Source organism: Pseudomonas sp. NBRC 111139, assembly GCF_001753955.1.
GTDB lineage: Bacteria > Pseudomonadota > Gammaproteobacteria > Pseudomonadales > Pseudomonadaceae > Aquipseudomonas > Aquipseudomonas alloputida.
Map to the genome: position 1 here is coordinate 1 of NZ_BCBP01000100.1, position 16582 is coordinate 16582.

Genomic DNA, 16582 nt, shown 5'->3' on the forward strand with positions numbered 1-16582 from the left:
CCCTAAGTGAAATCTGTGAGCAGCTTTCTATTTCCACTAATGAGTTCGTTGATCGTCATGCCAATGGTACTTACAGCGTCGCCTGCATTGGCGCGATGCCAGGTTTCCCATACCTAAGCGGGCTCGATCCTGCGATAGCAGTCCCTAGGCGAGCAGTCCCCAGGATGAGGCTTGAGCGTGGTGCCGTCATTGTTGGCGGAGCCCAAGCTGGGATCATGCCGTGTGCTGCACCTTCTGGCTGGCACATCATTGGACACACCGAGTTGGAGCTTTTCGATTCCAATCGCTCCCCTGCAGTCCTGTTGCGTCCAGGAGACATCATCCGATTCAAGGTTCTTGAGGTTCTAAGATGATCGAGATTCTGACAACAGGAGCGGGCAACACAGTCCAAGACCTTGGTCGTCCTGGGCTGTTGGCGTTGGGTATTAGCTCTGGCGGAGCGATGGATCGTCTTGCTTTACGTCTCGGAAATCTACTTCTCGGCAATCCTGAAAACACCGCTTCTTTGGAAATTGTCCTGTTCCCTTTTCGCTTGCGTGTTGAAGAGGACGTTTGGCTCTCAATCACTGGGGCTGACTGCAGGGCAACTCTCGACGACAGGGCACTTTCCCCAATGTGGGCAGTGCACGCGAAGGCGGGGGAGACCCTTAAGCTAAATCCGCCGACTCGGGGAGCCCGTGCCTACATTTCATTTGCTGGAGGCATAGATGTCCCTCTGGCGATCGGTTCTCGCTCCACCGACCTGAAAACAGGGTTCGGGGGGATTGAAGGGCGTGGTCTTGGCCGTGGTGACAGGTTGCAGCTTTCTTCTGTAGCGCACCCTGAGCCCAGGGATCAGGGTATTTATTTCCCGATTGCGATGCCAGGTAGGAACGAAGCCACAGCGATTAGGGTAGTGGCAGGCGCGGAGCATGGGGCCTTCACTAAGGACTCGCAAGCGACATTCCTCGGCGAAGAGTGGCTTGTGTCGCCTGACTCCAATCGTATGGGAATGCGATTGAAAGGTTCTGAGCTTAGCCTTGAGCAGCCTCTGGAAATGCTCTCGCACGGCATATTGCCTGGAACAATCCAAGTTCCTCCTTCCGGTCAGCCCATTGTACAGCTCGCCGACGCGAACACGTGTGGTGGATACCCGAAAGTCGCGCATGTCATTGACGCTGACTTGTGGCGGTTTGGACAGCTTCCTATCGGAGGCAAGGTTCAGTTCAAAATAGTTACAGAACAAGAAGCACTTGCTGAAGAGCGGCGCCTGGAAGGGTGGATCTCAAAAATTGAGTGCAACTTGGGCATTCTCGCTAAGTGTAATTGAGTGATTTAATAATGACTGAGAAGACACTGCGTGTTGACTTGAACTCCGACATGGGTGAGGGGTTCGGTACCTGGAATATGGGTGACGACGAAGCCATCCTGGATATTGTCAGTACAGCGAATGTCGCGTGCGGTTTCCACGCGGGTGACCCTGAAATCATGGCTCGCACTTTTGCGTCAGCGAAGAAGAAAGGTGTGGCAGTTGGAGCTCATCCAGCATTTCCCGACCTTTGGGGCTTTGGACGCCGGGTTATGCCTTATACCGGGCCAGAAATCGAAAGGATCGTTGCCTATCAAATCGGGGCGGCCCAAGCTTTGGCTGCTTACGCCGGCCATAAGCTCACTCATGTGAAAGCACATGGTGCATTGGGCAATCTCACGCAGACCAGCCGGGAAGTCGCTACGGCGGTATCCCGCGCAGTGAGGGCTGTAGATCCGTCGTTGACTTGCCTGGTAATTGCCTTGGGCGAGCAGTCGCGAATCGCCGCTGAAATGGGCTTGCAGGTTAAATCAGAAATTTTCGCAGACCGTGCATACGATGCCATGGGGCGTTTGGTTGCACGGGGCACACCAGGTGCGGTTATTCATGATCCAGAAGAGGCAGCACTCAGGGTTGTGAGAATGGTGCGGGCTCAAGCCATTGAGACAATTGACGGAATGTCGATCCCTTGTCCGATCGATTCCATTTGTGTTCATAGCGATACCCCGAGTGCAGTCAAGGTGGCGGCGGCTGTGCGGAAAAGGCTTCAAGAAGATGGAATTACCATCGGAGCTTGGTAATAGAGTCCACCACCTTAATCGGAATAAGTTATGAATACTGACTTCATTGATCGGCTAATCGATATTGCACAAGAGTCCAATATTGATGAATTGCAATATTCGGAAGGCGGGAAACGAGTTCAGTTTCGCCTGAAAAGCGCGGTCGCTCAAGCTGCGACGAGTAACGCTGCACCTACCGCTGCAGCTCAAGCGCCGGTGGCTGTTGCAAAACCTCAAGCCGACGCGCCTGCGCCTAAAGGTTACACGGTAAAGTCGTCGCTGGTTGGGATTTTCTATCGCTCTCCTGCTCCCGACAAAGCTCCTTTCGTTTCTGTCGGCGATCAAGTTACGGAAGGGCAAACCCTCGGAATTGTAGAGGCTATGAAGATGCTGAACCCTCTGGAAGCTGATCGTGAGGGGAAAGTTGTATCTATCCTGGTGGAAGATGGTGCATCTGTCGACCAAGGCACTCCACTTTTTGTTATTGAGGAATGCTGATCATGTCGACGTCCTTTAGTAGTGTACTTATTGCCAACCGTGGCGAGATTGCATTGCGTATCATGCGTGCGGCTCGCGACTTGGGGATTCGTACCATCGCCGTACACTCCACTGCGGACGCTGATCTCAGGCATGTAGCTTTGGCCGATCAAAAGATCTGCATTGGCCCCGCACAGTCGAAAGACAGCTATTTGTCTATTGAGCGGCTGCTTCAGGCTGCCGACTTGACCGGTGCCCAAGCCATCCATCCTGGTTATGGCTTCCTTGCGGAGAATGCCAATTTCGCTGAGGCAGTGACAAAATCCGGCAGGATTTTTATTGGCCCAAGTGCTGATGCGATCCGTCTGATGGGGGATAAGGTATCGGCTAAGCAGGCCATGATCGCTGCAGGTGTGCCTTGCGTTCCTGGCTCGCCTGGTGCTCTGCCTGACTCTGCTGACGAGATTCATGCCATCGCGGATCGTTGCGGTTACCCGCTCATTGTCAAGGCGTCGGGCGGCGGTGGCGGGCGAGGGATGCGCATTGTGCGGCATTCCAACGAGCTCCTTGAAGCAGTGGCTATGACTAAAGAGGAGGCAGGAAGAGCTTTCGGTAACCCAGAGGTTTACCTGGAGCGTTTCCTGGAACACCCTCGTCATATCGAAATTCAGGTGTTGGCTGACGCTCATGGCAATGCGGTATGGCTGGGTGAGCGTGATTGCTCGATGCAGCGCCGTCACCAAAAAATCATCGAGGAGGCACCTGCGATCGGGATTGATCGGGAAGAACTGAGCATTGTTGGTGAGCGATGCGCGGAAGCCTGCAAGCGCATTGGTTATCAAGGTGCTGGAACATTTGAATTCTTGTACGAGGACGGCGAGTTCTTCTTCATTGAAATGAATACCCGTGTTCAGGTTGAGCACCCCGTGACAGAGCTCGTGACTGGTGTGGATATCGTTGCCGAGCAATTCAGGATTGCAGCTGGCGCTCCACTGAGCTTCGGGCAAAAGGACATCAAACTCCAAGGCCATGCTATCGAATGCAGGATCAACGCTGAGGATCCTTATTCATTCCATCCCGCCCCAGGCAAAGTTACTCAATGGGTATCTCCAAGCGGCCCGGGAATCAGGGTAGATAGCCACCTCTACAGTGGCTATGTGGTTCCTCCGCACTACGACTCGTTGGTGGCCAAGTTCCTTACGCACGGCGCTACCCGTGAAGAAGCGATCCGGCGCATGCGCGGTGCTCTGGCTGATGCAACGCTGGATGGCATTAAGTCAAATATTCCTCTGCACCAGGAGCTTATGGGGGAGTCGTCCTTCGTGGCGGGGGGATTTGATATCCATCATCTCGAAACCTACCTCGCTGGGAGAGGATAAATGAACCTTACCGATATTGAGAAGTTCGCCCAGCTGGTTGAGCGCCGAGGCATCAGTTTTTTAGAGTTTGAAGAAGATGGCGCGTGCCTGTCTCTGACAGCTACTCCGACCATTGCTGCGCCTACTCCATCAGAAAGTGAGGCTCCGCAGCCTGCTCCCGTTTCTAAGGCTGACGTGCTTTCTCCTGGCATGGGCGTAGTGCGATTGCAGCATCCTCAGCGTGAGAACCTGGTGATTGCGCAAGGCCAACAAGTTGCGGCCGGTGATGTGATCGGTTGGCTTGAATACGGGGATGTGCTCACAGAAATTTGTGCTGCTCATTCTGGTGTTATTTCTTCGGTCAAGGTAGCTGACGGTGATGTAGTCGGCTTCGCACAGCTGATTATTGATTTGGAGTAACGGTGATATGAGCACTGCTTGCTTGGCTCAGGTTTCTGGCGTAGATGTAGGCATCAACATTGTTCAGGCGGCATACGAAATGTTGGCCAGCCAGGGTTTTGGTGCTATGTCCATGCGAAGTTTGAGCGGCAAAGTCGGCTTGCAGCCGGGCAGTCTCTATTACCATTTTTCCAGTAAACAGGATGTATTGGAGGAAGTGTTGGATGGTTTGCTTGGTCAGAGGCTGAGCGCATGGAAGCGACGTCGAAAACCCTCAGGCTCAATCATCCATGAGCTTGAGGGTTTTCTGGCCTTCCATATTTCATATGTGAGATTGCATCCGCTGGACACACCTCTGCTCCGATCCGAAATGAAGCACCTTGATAAGGCCAGGCTTGAACGCATCCAAGAGCTCGAGGTCGCCTACAACCAATTCTTGATTGACATTATCGCGAAGGGGATGAGGCAGGGTGTGTTCAATGTCCCTGACAGCGAGGCTATGGCTTTTGTGCTTCTGTCGATGCTCTCAGATGGTCAGGCAGGTCAAATGTTGCAGTCGAGCGGTTCAGAGGCATCTGAGCGCTGGCTGATCGAGCTGTCTAAGCGAATGCTAGGCGTGCGGTAGTAAAAAAAATATTAATTAGCTAGTCGAGATTGCGAGGTCATCTAATGAGTCTCTTTAGTGGGCATAGTGCGGGCCGGATTAACGAGTTGCACGCCCAGGCATTGGAAAGCCATAGCGTCTACTTGGAGAAGCCATTTAATATAAATATGGCTCGTGGTGTTCCGAGTGCCGAGCAATTAGATCTGTCGAACGGGTTGTTTGATCATGTCGGGTATAAAAACCAGGATGGTACTGACTGCCGAAACTACATGGGGCAGCAGGGCATCAAAGAAGCTCGAGAGCTCTTCGCCCCATTACTCGGCGTCCCGTCAGAGCAGGTTGTGGTTGATGGCAACTCCAGCCTGGCTATGATGCATGACTGCATCGCCTACTCTTGGAACTTCGGCAACCCCGATTCTCCTAAGCCGTGGTGCAAAGAGGAAAAGGTGGCGTTCCTCTGCCCCACCCCTGGTTACGATAGGCACTTCAAAATCTGTGAGGTCTACGGGATCGAGCTTATCCCCGTGCCGCTCAACGACGATGGCCCAGATATTGATGTAGTGCGAGTTCTCGTTGCTGATCCGAAGGTCAAAGGCATCTGGTGCGTGCCCAAGTACAGCAATCCAACAGGGGCTGTGTACAGCCAGGCGGTTGTTGAAGCGCTGGCATCGATGCCTGTTGCTGCCCCCGACTTCCGTGTCTACTGGGATAACGCCTACTGTGAGCATCATTTGACGGCACAGCGGATTGAGATCGCTAACATCTCGCAGTTGTGCGTAGAGAGCGGTAACCCGAACAGAGCCTTGCTGTTCTCCTCAACCTCGAAGATGACTTTTGCCGGGGCGGGGCTTGCTCTGTTCGGTGGTTCAAAGGCGAATGTGGAGTGGTGGCTCAAACATGCTTCCGTGCGCAGTGTTGGGCCAGACAAACTCAATCAGTTGCGGCACGTCACGTTTTTAAATGCTATTGGTGGCTTGCCAGTACTGATGGATAAGCACAGAGCGATTCTTGCTCCGAGGTTCCAGGCTGTTCACGAAGTCTTCGAAAGAGAGCTGGGTGCTTGGGGGGTGGCAGAGTGGTCTTCACCCAAAGGAGGTTACTTTATTAGTGTCAACTGCGCTCCCAACACTGCTGCCAGAGTGGTCGCGCTGGCCAAAGAAGCAGGCGTTCAACTGACGCCTGCTGGTGCAGCTTTCCCTTATGGCAAAGATCCTGAGGACAGACATCTTCGTATCGCTCCGTCGTCAGTGCCGCTCAACAATATCTCGGATGCATCATTAGTCATTGCTAACTGCATTCTGATTGCTGCCTGTGAGCAGTATTTGTCAAAGCGGTGATATCGAGTTTGCCTTCGCTGCATTCTTCCGTGTAGTCCCACGAAACTGCTGGGGTGTGCAGTGTAAGGCAGCTTTAAATTGTCGACTGAATGCGCTATGGTCAGAATAGCCGCATTCGGTCGCGATTTCCGTAATGCTGGCTTCTGAGTTTTCTAACATTTCGCAAGCTTTTTCAATTCTGGCTTTCATTAATATTTGCTTGGGCGTTAACTGAAAGACTTCGCGAGTCAATCTCTGCAGTGTATCCATTGAAAGGTCAACTTCCTTTGCGATGTCTGATATCAGAATCGGCTGTCCCAAGTTCTCCTTGACCAATCTTGAGAAGTCCATTAGTCGCTTGTAGCCCAAGTGTTTTTCATCGGGTCGAGACAGAATTCGTGAAATGCCAGCAAGTCCGCTAGGCTTCATGTTGTCATCGAAAAGACCATATTTCGAACTCAAGCACCATTGTTTGTGCCCGTCGGCAGAGCGGAATAGGCGCAGGGTATCAACGATGTCCGTGCCTGTGTGAATGACGCTCAGATCTTGTGCGATGATGCTAGAGCTGGTGATGGGAAATAATTCGTCAGCGGTCAAACCTATGACCTCTGATTTATGCCGTTTGCCGCTATGGCGAACAAGCGTCTGGTTGACCACCACATAGCGGCCCTCGGTGTCTTTAACGTAAAACATGACATCGGGCATGCAGTCAAAAATTTTGTCGAGTAGGTTAAAGTCTCTATCGAACAAGTGGAGAAGCTGCGCTCCGGTGGTCATTTTCCGTTCCTCAAGCGAACCCAGATGCTGTAGGACTCTACCAGATCTCCTGGCGCCTGTAATCAGTGATGAGGTATTCGATTGTGCAAAAAACCGCATAAAAATCTGCCTTGCGCACAAGACAGGAAGCTGATTGTGTTTCAGGATTACTGGGTGGCGGGCAAGAGCGGGAGAGCGGAAGGCTCTCAGGCGCCCCTGTGACGCTTTCACCAAATTCATCGCCGGTCATATTGCGACGGGCGCGCTAGATCTTGGGGTTAATGCTATGAGTGAATCCGGTTCGGTTGTAATTATTGGTGGGGCGATCATCGGCAGCTTCGTTGCGTATTTTTTGCGTAAGGAAGGTTTTGAAGGAAAGATTCAGGTAATCGAACGCGACTCCTCTTACCAATTCTCTTCAACTGCGCTTTCTGCCGCTTCCATTCGTACCCAGTTTGGGTGCCATTTCAATATCAGCATGAGCCTGTTCGGTGCTGATATGTTCCGAAACATCAAGGAGTGGTTTGGGCCTGACGCAGATATCGGTTTTGAAGAGCGCGGTTATCTAATGATCGGCTCGGCGGAACATGCTCCCGTTCAACGTGAGAATGCACTCATTCAGCGTGAATATGGTGCCAATATCGACATTTTGACGCCTGCCCAGGCTAAAGAGCGTTATGACTGGTTGAATGTTGAAGATGTTGGCATTGCGACCTACGGGGTAAAAAATGAGGGCTGGTTCGACGCTTGGGCGCTGATGCAGCTGGTACGTAAGGAAGCGAAAAATCTCGGGGTCGAATACATCAATGGTGATGTAGTCAAGCTCCGCCAGGAAGCTGGGCGTATTTCGGCGGTTGAGTTGAAAGACGGTACCGTGCTGCCCTGCGATTGGTGTGTTAACTCTGCCGGTGCTGCAGGTGGTAAGATTGCGGCATTGGCGGGTATCGATCTTCCGGTTGAGCCTCGCAAGCGCACTATCTTCCACATCAAGGCTCCAGTGCCCTCTGAGAATTTCCCAATGCTCTTCGATAACTCGGGTGCGTGGATCCGCCCAGAGGGTGATGGGTTTATCTGCGGTATCGCACCAGAGATGGCACGCGATCCTCACGCTGAAGGCGATTACGAACCAGATCACTATCTCTTCGAGGAGTTCATCTGGCATCTGTTGGCCCATCGTGTGCCTCTGTTGGAGCAGGTTCGCATCCAACGTGCGTGGGCCGGCCACTACGAAATGAACCTACTAGACCACAATGGTGTGGTGGGCCCTCATCCTGAGATCACCAACTTCCTCTTCGCAACTGGGTTCTCTGGCCATGGGGTAATGCATTCCCCGGCAACAGGTCGCGGGATTGCTGAATGCATTGTTCACGGTAAGTACAAGTCCATCGACCTGAGTGAACTGGGATACAGCCGTATCGCCAAGAACACGCCGATTGTCGAGGCGGTAGTCTACTGAGTCACTGTTGCGTGACCCCTCTTTGTAACAAATACCTGAGTTTGGGGCGGCCTTGGCTGCCTCTTTTTTTGCCCAAAATAAGTGCTGCAGGGGAGGGGGGCGGCCTGTGCCTCAAAGCGGGTTGGGTTGGAGAGCTATGCCCCCTTTCCGCAACCCTGAGCAGCGCAATCGCCACGCTTCCTGTGCTGAGACTTTCTCGAATCACCTGCTATCGGCGAAAAGTGATTCTGTGATGGCGAAGTGTTACGCAATCTCAGATCAGGCCAGGGGAGTGATCTCCGACCTAATCATCGAAACCCAAGGTTGAGAGTGGTCTCGGCAGAGCTACCAACAGATGCTCGATGGCGGTAAGCGTCCGCTGAAGTCGGGTTGATACAACCGGATTCGTGGCGCTCATTCCAATGGCAGTGGGCGATCTGTGATGACGTGTTTCATTACTAAGGTCGAGGTTAGCCGCTGTACATTTGGCAGCCTCGATAGCTCCTCGTCATAGAGCTTCTGAAACGCCGGAAGGTCTGCGGTTACCACCATTAGCAGGTAGTCCGGATCACCAAACAGTCGTTGCGCTTGGACGATGTACGGGACGTTTGGTAAGGCTTTTTCGAAGTCTGCTACGGCCTGCTGATGTCCTTCCCGTAACGTCACGAACACCAATGAAGAGAAATTGAGCCCTAGCTCGGGGGCAGAGAGGTGGGCGCGATATCCCTTGATCACTCCAGCCTCCTCTAAAGCTCGAACTCGCCGATGGCAAGGGGACAAGCTCAGCCCAACGCGCTCGGCCAAGTCCGTGAGTGACTGGCGGCCATCTTCTTGTAGCTCCGCAAGAATCTTCCTATCGATCCGATCCATTTCGATAAACCTTCTACTGTAACTGGGGCCTGCGAGTAACTACGCAAGATAATACCATGCGGCTTTCTTTATCCTTCTCTCTCCGTTTCCGCCAGGGCCAAAGGTGCCGTACTGGTGACGATGAGCAAGAGGAAAGATTGATCGTGAGCGCTTCTTTGATGATGGCCTTCTGGGCCGTTTCGTTTCTGTTTGTTATCACGCCTGGGGCTGATTGGGCTTACGCCATTTCAGCGGGTTTGCGAGGCCATAACGTCGCGCCTGCGGTATTGGGCATGCTCTCAGGCCATGTTCTCGCCACATTGATCGTAGCGGCGGGTGTGGGTGGCCTGCTGGTGAAAATCCCTTATGCGCTGTTGACGCTTACGCTGATGGGGGCCGCTTACCTCTTATGGCTCGGCTTTAACATGCTGCTCAAGCCCTCGAAGCCCACTCAAGGGGACGCCGCAGATGACGGAGGCTGGATCACCTGGGCATTCAAGGGACTCTGTGTGAGCGGCCTGAACCCAAAAGTGCTGCTGCTGTTCCTGGCTTTGCTGCCTCAGTTCACCGATTCGTCTGCCGCCTGGCCGGTTGCAGCTCAGATCATTGCGCTAGGGCTCATTCATGCTTTCAGTTGCGGAGTCGTTTATCTGGCCGTGGGATATAGCGCCCGCGCAGTACTGACTTCTCGACCAGGTGCAGCACTCAATGTCAGCCGCATCTCAGGGGCCGCAATGATTGTCATCGCTGTCGTCCTCGCGGCTGAGCGTCTGACCGCTTAATCGAAGGTAAACCAATGTCTGAACAGACCACAGCACCGTACGCTAGCCAATATCGTGGGCGGGTAAGAATCCCTCATCTACACCAAATGAAAGCGCGGGGCCAGAAATGGGCCATGTTGACCGCTTATGACATGTACACCGCAACCATATTTGAAGAGGCAGGAATTCCTGTGCTCCTGGTCGGTGATTCAGCCGGTAACAACGTCTTCGGCTATGACTCGACCCTGGCAGTAACCGTTGACGAAATGTTGCCCTTAGTCAGCACGGTCTCGCGGGTTACCAAGCGCGCATTGATCATTGCCGATCTGCCTTTTGGTTCGTACCAGGGGTCACCTGAGCAATGCTTCCATACAGCCGTGCGCTTTATGAAAGAAGGTGGCGCGCACGCCGTTAAGCTCGAAGGTGGGATTGAGATGCTCCCCCAGGTCGAGAAGCTGGTGACCGCAGGGATTCCAGTGATGGCCCATATTGGATTCACCCCGCAGGCAGAGCATCAACTGGGCGGTTACCGTATCCAGGGCAAGGGCTCAGACGCGCAACGGTTGATTGATTTAGGGATAGCTTTTGAGCGCGCAGGAGCGTTTGGCCTGCTCATTGAGATGGTGCCAGGTGAGGTTGCAAGCCGGATCACCGAGGCAGTTGGCATTCCCACCGTTGGAATCGGGGCGGGGAACGGCTGTGACGCTCAAGTACTGGTATGGCAGGACATGGCAGGTCTCCGGCAAGGTCAGTTGCCTCGATTCGTCAAGCAATACGCTGATATGCGAAAAGTTTTGAATGACGCTGCCCAAGCTTTTGCTGAGGATGTCGAGTCAGGGTCATTCCCAGGATCTGAGCACACTTTTTGACGCGGCTGGAGAATCCAATGAACGCGATACGCCAGAAGGCGATTGAAGGGCTTGAAGACGGCGACACATTCGAGATCAAGCGCACCTTTTCGAAGGCTGACATCGTTCAGTTCGAAGCGCTATCGCATGATCACAACCCAGTCCACTCCGATGCCCGATACGCTATAGCCAAAGGTTTTGACGGCACCATCGCTCAAGGCCTCCTGACTGCGACTTTGATCACCGAGATTGGCGGGCACTTGGGTTGGCTGGCTACATCAATGAGCTTCAAGTTCAAGCGGCCGGTCTATGTTGGGGAGGAGTTGACCTGCGTATGGACAATTGTCCGTATTGATGACCGACATCGAGCGGAAGCCGAAGTCATCGTGAAGAACAGCACCGGCCAAGCTGTGCTGCTGGCTGAAACGACGGGGGTGATTCCTAGCGAGGCTGAAAGGGCGGTGCTTGCAGCAACCCCAGGCGATTAGGTTTGGCCCGATACTGTGATCAACGTATCCCACCGAAATTCTGGAAGAGATTGTTCAGCATGCATTATCTATTGAAACTCATAATTCGGCCTGGAACTGAGCTGGCTGACTCCTGCTTCCTGATCCTGGCTTTTATTGTGGGTGGTGGTGCAGGAGCACTGCTGGCTTACAAAATATCGCTGGGAATCGGACTGCCTTTCGCGTTGTTCGCCAGCCTTGTGCTTCATCTGACGTGGCGGACACCAAATTGTAAGCTGTAGCCTAACTTACGTCATATAAGTCAGACCGGTACCCACTGTTGCGGTAGCAATTGCCCGATCTCACTGGCCCGATGCGTCGGTAGCCGCGCCAATACATCTTTGAGATAGGCATACGGATCATGCCCATTCATGCGTGCCGATTGGATCAGGCTCATGATTGCAGGCGCTCGTTTACCGCTGCGCAGCGACCCTGCAAACAACCAGTTTGAGCGTCCGATAGCCCATGGTCTTATCTGGTTTTCAACCTGATTGTTGTCGATGGGCACCGCCCCATCGTCCAAGTAGCGCGTCAGCGCTACCCAGCGTTTCAGGCTGTAATCGAGGGCTTTGGTCGTGGCTGATCCGTTGGGCACCAGGTCTCGCTGCGGCTACATCCAGTCATGCAGTGTTTTGATGATCGGCACCGCCACTTCCTGGCGTATTCGGGTGATCGCGTCCGCTTTAAAATACGCGGACACCATCGCCCTTAATGCTGGAGTTCAGAAGGTGAGTTCGCGGGACGCTTATCGATGGCGTGCTATGGAGCGCTGTCCAGGGGCTGTGGGGGGGAGATGAAGCAGAGCGCGTTGACCAATAGTCTACGGTGTATCAACGGTTTCGGAGTAGGTGAAGCTGGCCTAGAGCTAAGCGGCTATGCATCGAGGATTTGAAGAGGATAGGGGGGGCTGCTTTTTGACGTCAGCGCCTTCTCTCCCGGTGGTGAGTGGGAGAGAAGACACTTCTCAGGCTATGCGATTAGTTCGAAAGAGGTCGAGCTCCTGATGCCGTGTTTATGGCCAGAGCATAAGAGATGATCCAGCAGACCGTCAGCATTGCGCTAATGAACAGGGCAACGCCATGCCAGTGCAGCGCCGACCAAAACTCTCCACCTGCTGTGCCGGCAACACTGGCTCCACAGTAGAAGGTGATTTGATACAGGGAGGTAGCTTGAGCTTTACCGCTGGTGGCAAAGCGTCCAATCCAGCTGCTGGCCGTCGCGTGTGAGCCAAAGAAGCCAAAGGTGAATAAAATAGTTCCGAGCACGGTGATTGGCAGTGAATCGACGAGCGTTAGAAGCACGCCTATGAGGGCTACAAGGATAATTCCTTTGAGAACCTTCGCGTGTCCATGGCGATCGGCCATGCCGCCTATTTTCGCTGAGCTGTAGGTGCCTGTCAGGTAAATCAGGGAAAACAGACTGACAATAGTCTGAGATAAGTTGAATGGTGCGCCAAGTAGGTGATAGCCGATGTAGTTGAAAAAGGTAACCAGGCTTCCCATCAAAAGAAAACCTGCAATATAAATGTAAATAAGGTTGAGATTTTTAAGGTGAGGTATAAATCCTGTGAAAATTCTCAAGCCTGACGTAGTGCTCGCTTTGAAATGTTTTGATTCTGGTAAGAATTTCCAGAACATAACGGCGGCGGCAAATACGACTGCTCCCATAGCAGCGATAACCCAGTGCCACGATACGTAGTCGACCATCATGCCGCTGATCAGTCGACCTGCCATGCCACCAACGGCGCTGCCGCCGATGTAAATACCTAGGGCAAATCCGATGTTTCTGGCATCAATTTCCTCGGAGAGATATGTGATAGCTACTGCTGTTATCCCACTCAATGCAAGGCCTACACCAGCACGCATAGCCAGGAGATACTCCCACTTTGTGGTTGCTGCTGAGGCTAAAGTCAATAGAGATGCTGCGAACAAAGCAATAACCATTACATTTTTCCTGCCCCAGGAGTCAGAGAGCGGGCCTGTAAAGAAAAGTCCCAGGGCAAGGAAAATTGTGGAGATCGAAAGTATTAAGCTAGATTGAGTGGCGTCTACTCCAAAAGCCATGGAAATCGCAGGCATCATGGGTTGGACGCAGTAGAGTAATGCAAAGCTGGAAAATCCGCCTGCGAGCAGTGCTAAACATGTTCGCATAAATTGTGGCGTGCCTCTGCGAATATGCGTGTCGTTAGGGTGCTCGAGTGCAGGTGCTTGATGTCTATGTGCTTCCTTTAAGCTACTTTCCACGTTACCACCTTCATTAAAATTACGTTCAATCAGCATCGGTTCTAGGCAGGTCTGCAGTCGAATGGGGCGGGTTGGCATTTTTTGTTACTGACAATTTTAATTCCGTGGTTGCTGCGGGTCTTGTGGGGAGGCGGTCGTAGCGTGCGGTATTTTGCATAGTGAATGTCGTTACCAAGCTCCTTGATTGTGCGTTATTTATGATTTTGCACGGTTTCGATGCATTTTAGCTTTTTGGTATTTTGCATAATAATGAAGGAGGAAGTTTTTTTGACAGCTGTGCAGAAAACGGCATGAAAGCTGCTCCTTTCCCACAAGCGACTGAGGTAGGCCAGGCGTAGACTTGCTGGATGGCTTGAGTGTGTGTTCTTGAGTCAAATTAAATTTAAAACAAGAATTAAGCAGGCGCCGACCATGCTATATAGATCCTTTTTGCTGCCCTGGTTTCGCCATGATTCACAAAGCTGTGGATCAATCGGCTCTGCTTTTCATGGAGTAAGGGTATGTCAACTTCAAGTCACATGAAGCGTAATCTGTCGCTACTTGATCTAACTTTGATTGGACTGGGTGCCACCTTCGGCTCTGGCTGGCTTTTCGCTTCTGCGCATGTTGCCGGGTTGGCTGGGCCTGCGAGTATAATTTCGTGGGTAATAGGTGCTGCTGCTGTTTTCATGCTTGGCCTTATGTATTGTGAGCTGGGAGCGGCTATTCCGGCTACAGGTGGTATCCTCCAATATCCAGTGATCAGTCATGGGCCAATGCTAGGCTATATGATGGGCGTGATCACTCTTATTGCTTATTCTAGCGTTGTTGCCATTGAAGTCGTTGCTGCTAGGCAGTACGCAAGCGCTTGGCTTCCCTCGCTCACAGTCGATGGAGGCAGTTCTCCAACCATTATGGGTTGGTTGGTGCAATTTGTGCTTCTTTGTATTTTTATGCTGGCAAATTACTTTAGCGTTAAGTCCTTTGCATTGGCTAATAATGTAGTTAGTGTTTTCAAGTTCCTTGTTCCTGTCTGTGTTATTTATGTTCTCTTCAAGCACTTTAATGTTGAGAATTTGACTAAAGATGGATTTGCCCCGAATGGCTTGAGTGGTATTGGGCATGCCGTCTCCTTAGGCGGAATTGTCTTTGCTTACCTTGGACTGACGCCAATCGTGTCCGCTGCTAGCGAGGTGAAGAACCCTCAACGCAATATTCCTCTGGCACTGATGCTATCCATTGCTTGCGCAGCCGTGATCTATATCTCCCTGCAGGTGGCCTTCCTAGGCAGCATCCCGGAAAATCTGCTGTCTGGTGGATGGTCAGGACTCAGCGAGAAGCTGCCACTGCCTTTCCGTGATATCGCTCTGCTTTTGGGTGCCGCCTGGCTGGCATCGATTGTGGTCATCGATGCCGTCATCTCCCCTGCCGGTTGCGGTAACGTCTTCATGAACTCAACGTCGCGTATTGCATGCGGTTGGGCGGCTTCGACGGTACTTCTTAAGGGTTTCGCTAAGGTCGATCCCAAGTCCGGAATTCCTCGTCGTGCACTTTGGCTGACCTTCATCCTCTCTGTTGTGTGGACGCTTCCGTTCCCCTCTTGGGACAAGCTGATTGGCGTCGTCTCAGCGGCCCTGGTTTTGAGTTATGCCGTGGCGCCAGTATCGGTTGCGGCCCTGCGATACCGGGAGTTCAACCGTCCATTCAAAGTTGCAGGTTTGGTCTGGGTTGGGCCGGTGTCATTCTTCGTGGCAAGTCTGCTTGTGCTCTGGACTGGCTGGAGCGTTGTGTCCTGGCTTGCGGGTGTGCAAATCCTTATTTTTTGCGTACAGGCCTCTATCAAACTGTTTCGTACAGGTGGTTGGGCAGATCAGATCACCCGCCAGGAAATCAAATCATCCCTTTGGATGGTCGCTTACTACGCCGGTATGCTTGTCCTGACGTGGGCTGTTGGCCCCGGCGGCATCAGCCAGGGTGTAATAATCGGCGCCACTGCCGCGTTCTCGGTGGCCATCTACTTCTGGGGGGCAGTGTCCGGTTATAAGGAACCTTCTCCTGCTTACGCCCGCGACGCTAAGCTCGCTCAAGCTTAGTGATCAACTCAGCGGCCTTCGATGAAAATCAAGGCCGCTTTCATTTGTTCGTAAAGACTGGAGCTGCAGATGAACTTCTTCAAGAAAGTTATCGAAATGCTTGATGAGCTGATGACCATGGAGTTTCCTCACGACGATGAGGAGACTCTGATGGTAATGGTTGCCTTTGCTCGTGGCTGAGTTGGCGAAAATACCTGTGTCGGATCACACAATGCCGGTTCTCATCGACCGACCCATAGATCCCTCGGCAGTAGCACTGATTCTGCATCCCCACCCGATTCTAGGTGGTGACCCACACCATAAGGTGCCTTTCACACTAATGAGGTCGTTTTTCTCGCAAGGGATGGTCTGCTACAGGCCAACTCTTGGCGGGGGTGAAACGCTCCCTGATGGATCTGTGAATGCGTGCGAGGATATCGCGGATGTAGTGAATTTGGTCGAGTACATCCACAGCCGCGAAGGCACTGGATCCATTTACATTGCAGGCTTCTCTTACGGCGCCTACGTCGCAGCAGAGGTGGTAGCCCGAATGCGTGCATTCGACCATTCATTCAGTGATGTCATACTTTGCGGTCTGCCATATGGATTGGTTCCTAGCGGACGCCTTTATCCAACCCCATACATACAAAACGCGTATTTGATTCATGGTGAAATGGATGGCGAAGCTCCTCTCTTACAGACGATGGAGTGGGTAGGTGGCAGCAACTGCAGCATTACGGTTATTCCAGGAGCTGATCACGTCTTTAACAGATGCCTGAGAGTGTTGGATCACGCTGTCAAAGAGCGTCTTGAAACCTGCGTTAGGTCATCGACAATCGGATCTCAATAGAGCTCAATTATCGGATATGGCAGTTCAGGGGAATGTGCTTTGCTGACGATCCCAATATGCTA

Annotated in this window: 16 protein-coding genes and 1 pseudogene; 13 read left to right on the forward strand and 4 right to left on the reverse strand. The window is 52.5% G+C overall.

All coding sequences use genetic code 11. From position 1 onward, the window contains the following. From BJQ17_RS30685 to BJQ17_RS27835, 8 genes are all read left to right on the forward strand, one after another. Positions 1-353: allophanate hydrolase subunit 1 (locus BJQ17_RS30685; protein ID WP_139139829.1), on the forward strand; the 353-nt coding region annotated here is incomplete at its 5' end. Beyond that, a complete protein-coding gene (locus BJQ17_RS27805; protein ID WP_070096908.1) occupies positions 350-1309 on the forward strand; it encodes a biotin-dependent carboxyltransferase family protein in 960 nt (319 codons plus the stop codon). The genes BJQ17_RS30685 and BJQ17_RS27805, both read left to right, overlap by 4 nt. A gap of 11 nt (positions 1310-1320) precedes the next feature. Continuing rightward, entirely contained in the window at positions 1321-2088 is a 768-nt protein-coding gene (locus tag BJQ17_RS27810; RefSeq protein WP_070096909.1) for a LamB/YcsF family protein, read from the forward strand. A 30-nt stretch (positions 2089-2118) separates the two neighbouring features. Then, a complete protein-coding gene (gene accB, locus BJQ17_RS27815; RefSeq protein ID WP_070096910.1) occupies positions 2119-2565 on the forward strand; it encodes an acetyl-CoA carboxylase biotin carboxyl carrier protein in 447 nt (148 codons plus the stop codon). A 2-nt stretch (positions 2566-2567) separates the two neighbouring features. After that, entirely contained in the window at positions 2568-3923 is a 1356-nt protein-coding gene (accC, locus tag BJQ17_RS27820) for an acetyl-CoA carboxylase biotin carboxylase subunit (protein WP_070096911.1), read from the forward strand. Then, positions 3924-4322, forward strand: coding sequence for a biotin/lipoyl-containing protein (locus BJQ17_RS27825; RefSeq protein ID WP_070096912.1), 399 nt, complete (start codon positions 3924-3926; stop codon positions 4320-4322). A gap of 7 nt (positions 4323-4329) precedes the next feature. Continuing rightward, complete coding sequence (locus tag BJQ17_RS27830) at positions 4330-4926, forward strand: TetR/AcrR family transcriptional regulator (protein ID WP_070096913.1); 597 nt, start codon at positions 4330-4332, stop codon at positions 4924-4926. A gap of 44 nt (positions 4927-4970) precedes the next feature. After that, positions 4971-6242, forward strand: coding sequence for an aminotransferase class I/II-fold pyridoxal phosphate-dependent enzyme (locus tag BJQ17_RS27835; protein ID WP_070096914.1), 1272 nt, complete (start codon positions 4971-4973; stop codon positions 6240-6242). Here the strand turns inward: BJQ17_RS27835 and BJQ17_RS27840 are convergent. Further along, positions 6231-6998 (reverse strand): helix-turn-helix domain-containing protein, encoded by a 768-nt coding sequence (locus BJQ17_RS27840; RefSeq protein WP_070096915.1) that lies wholly within the window; start codon positions 6996-6998, stop codon positions 6231-6233. The genes BJQ17_RS27835 and BJQ17_RS27840 overlap by 12 nt on opposite strands. A 265-nt stretch (positions 6999-7263) precedes the next feature. Here BJQ17_RS27840 and BJQ17_RS27845 point away from each other — a divergent pair, with 265 nt between their 5' ends. Further along, positions 7264-8433: an FAD-binding oxidoreductase gene (locus BJQ17_RS27845; RefSeq protein WP_070096921.1), complete on the forward strand. Its 1170-nt coding sequence runs from the start codon at positions 7264-7266 to the stop codon at positions 8431-8433. A gap of 393 nt (positions 8434-8826) precedes the next feature. On the opposite strand, the gene BJQ17_RS27850 is transcribed toward BJQ17_RS27845, so the two are convergent. After that, a complete protein-coding gene (locus tag BJQ17_RS27850; RefSeq protein ID WP_070096916.1) occupies positions 8827-9282 on the reverse strand; it encodes an Lrp/AsnC family transcriptional regulator in 456 nt (151 codons plus the stop codon). A gap of 137 nt (positions 9283-9419) precedes the next feature. Here BJQ17_RS27850 and BJQ17_RS27855 point away from each other — a divergent pair, with 137 nt between their 5' ends. From BJQ17_RS27855 to BJQ17_RS27865, 3 genes are read left to right on the forward strand one after another with little or no spacing between them, the layout of a single operon-like run. Next, positions 9420-10043 carry a LysE family translocator gene (locus BJQ17_RS27855; RefSeq protein WP_083285125.1) on the forward strand — a complete coding sequence of 208 codons (624 nt, stop codon included), beginning with the start codon at positions 9420-9422 and terminating at the stop codon, positions 10041-10043. A 14-nt stretch (positions 10044-10057) separates the two neighbouring features. Further along, entirely contained in the window at positions 10058-10891 is an 834-nt protein-coding gene (gene panB / locus BJQ17_RS27860; RefSeq protein ID WP_070096917.1) for a 3-methyl-2-oxobutanoate hydroxymethyltransferase, read from the forward strand. A gap of 17 nt (positions 10892-10908) precedes the next feature. Further along, the gene (locus BJQ17_RS27865; RefSeq protein ID WP_070096918.1) at positions 10909-11358 is read left to right on the forward strand and encodes a MaoC family dehydratase; all 450 of its coding nucleotides are present in this window, start codon (positions 10909-10911) and stop codon (positions 11356-11358) included. Positions 11359-11638: 280 nt separating this feature from the next. Here BJQ17_RS27865 and BJQ17_RS30690 read toward each other — a convergent pair. Further along, a pseudogene (locus BJQ17_RS30690) lies at positions 11639-12043 on the reverse strand (transposase); the annotation flags it as partial. Positions 12044-12353: 310 nt separating this feature from the next. Next, positions 12354-13697, reverse strand: coding sequence for an MFS transporter (locus BJQ17_RS27870; RefSeq protein WP_256560006.1), 1344 nt, complete (start codon positions 13695-13697; stop codon positions 12354-12356). Between the two features lie 422 nt (positions 13698-14119). Here BJQ17_RS27870 and BJQ17_RS27875 point away from each other — a divergent pair, with 422 nt between their 5' ends. Beyond that, positions 14120-15691 (forward strand): APC family permease, encoded by a 1572-nt coding sequence (locus tag BJQ17_RS27875; protein ID WP_083285123.1) that lies wholly within the window; start codon positions 14120-14122, stop codon positions 15689-15691. Positions 15692-16582 lie beyond the last annotated feature (891 nt).

Excerpts from the sequence above, each read along its gene's own strand:
- BJQ17_RS27805 (WP_070096908.1), top strand. The coding sequence starts at position 350 with ATGATCGAGATTCTGACAACAGGAGCGGGCAACACAGTCCAAGACCTT.
- BJQ17_RS27810 (WP_070096909.1), top strand. The coding sequence starts at position 1,321 with ATGACTGAGAAGACACTGCGTGTTGACTTGAACTCCGACATGGGTGAG.
- accB (WP_070096910.1), top strand. The coding sequence starts at position 2,119 with ATGAATACTGACTTCATTGATCGGCTAATCGATATTGCACAAGAGTCC.
- accC (WP_070096911.1), top strand. The coding sequence starts at position 2,568 with ATGTCGACGTCCTTTAGTAGTGTACTTATTGCCAACCGTGGCGAGATT.
- BJQ17_RS27825 (WP_070096912.1), top strand. The coding sequence starts at position 3,924 with ATGAACCTTACCGATATTGAGAAGTTCGCCCAGCTGGTTGAGCGCCGA.
- BJQ17_RS27830 (WP_070096913.1), top strand. The coding sequence starts at position 4,330 with ATGAGCACTGCTTGCTTGGCTCAGGTTTCTGGCGTAGATGTAGGCATC.
- BJQ17_RS27835 (WP_070096914.1), top strand. The coding sequence starts at position 4,971 with ATGAGTCTCTTTAGTGGGCATAGTGCGGGCCGGATTAACGAGTTGCAC.
- BJQ17_RS27840 (WP_070096915.1), bottom strand. The coding sequence starts at position 6,998 with ATGACCACCGGAGCGCAGCTTCTCCACTTGTTCGATAGAGACTTTAAC.
- BJQ17_RS27845 (WP_070096921.1), top strand. The coding sequence starts at position 7,264 with ATGAGTGAATCCGGTTCGGTTGTAATTATTGGTGGGGCGATCATCGGC.
- BJQ17_RS27850 (WP_070096916.1), bottom strand. The coding sequence starts at position 9,282 with ATGGATCGGATCGATAGGAAGATTCTTGCGGAGCTACAAGAAGATGGC.
- panB (WP_070096917.1), top strand. The coding sequence starts at position 10,058 with ATGTCTGAACAGACCACAGCACCGTACGCTAGCCAATATCGTGGGCGG.
- BJQ17_RS27865 (WP_070096918.1), top strand. The coding sequence starts at position 10,909 with ATGAACGCGATACGCCAGAAGGCGATTGAAGGGCTTGAAGACGGCGAC.
- BJQ17_RS27870 (WP_256560006.1), bottom strand. The coding sequence starts at position 13,697 with ATGCCAACCCGCCCCATTCGACTGCAGACCTGCCTAGAACCGATGCTG.
- BJQ17_RS27875 (WP_083285123.1), top strand. The coding sequence starts at position 14,120 with ATGTCAACTTCAAGTCACATGAAGCGTAATCTGTCGCTACTTGATCTA.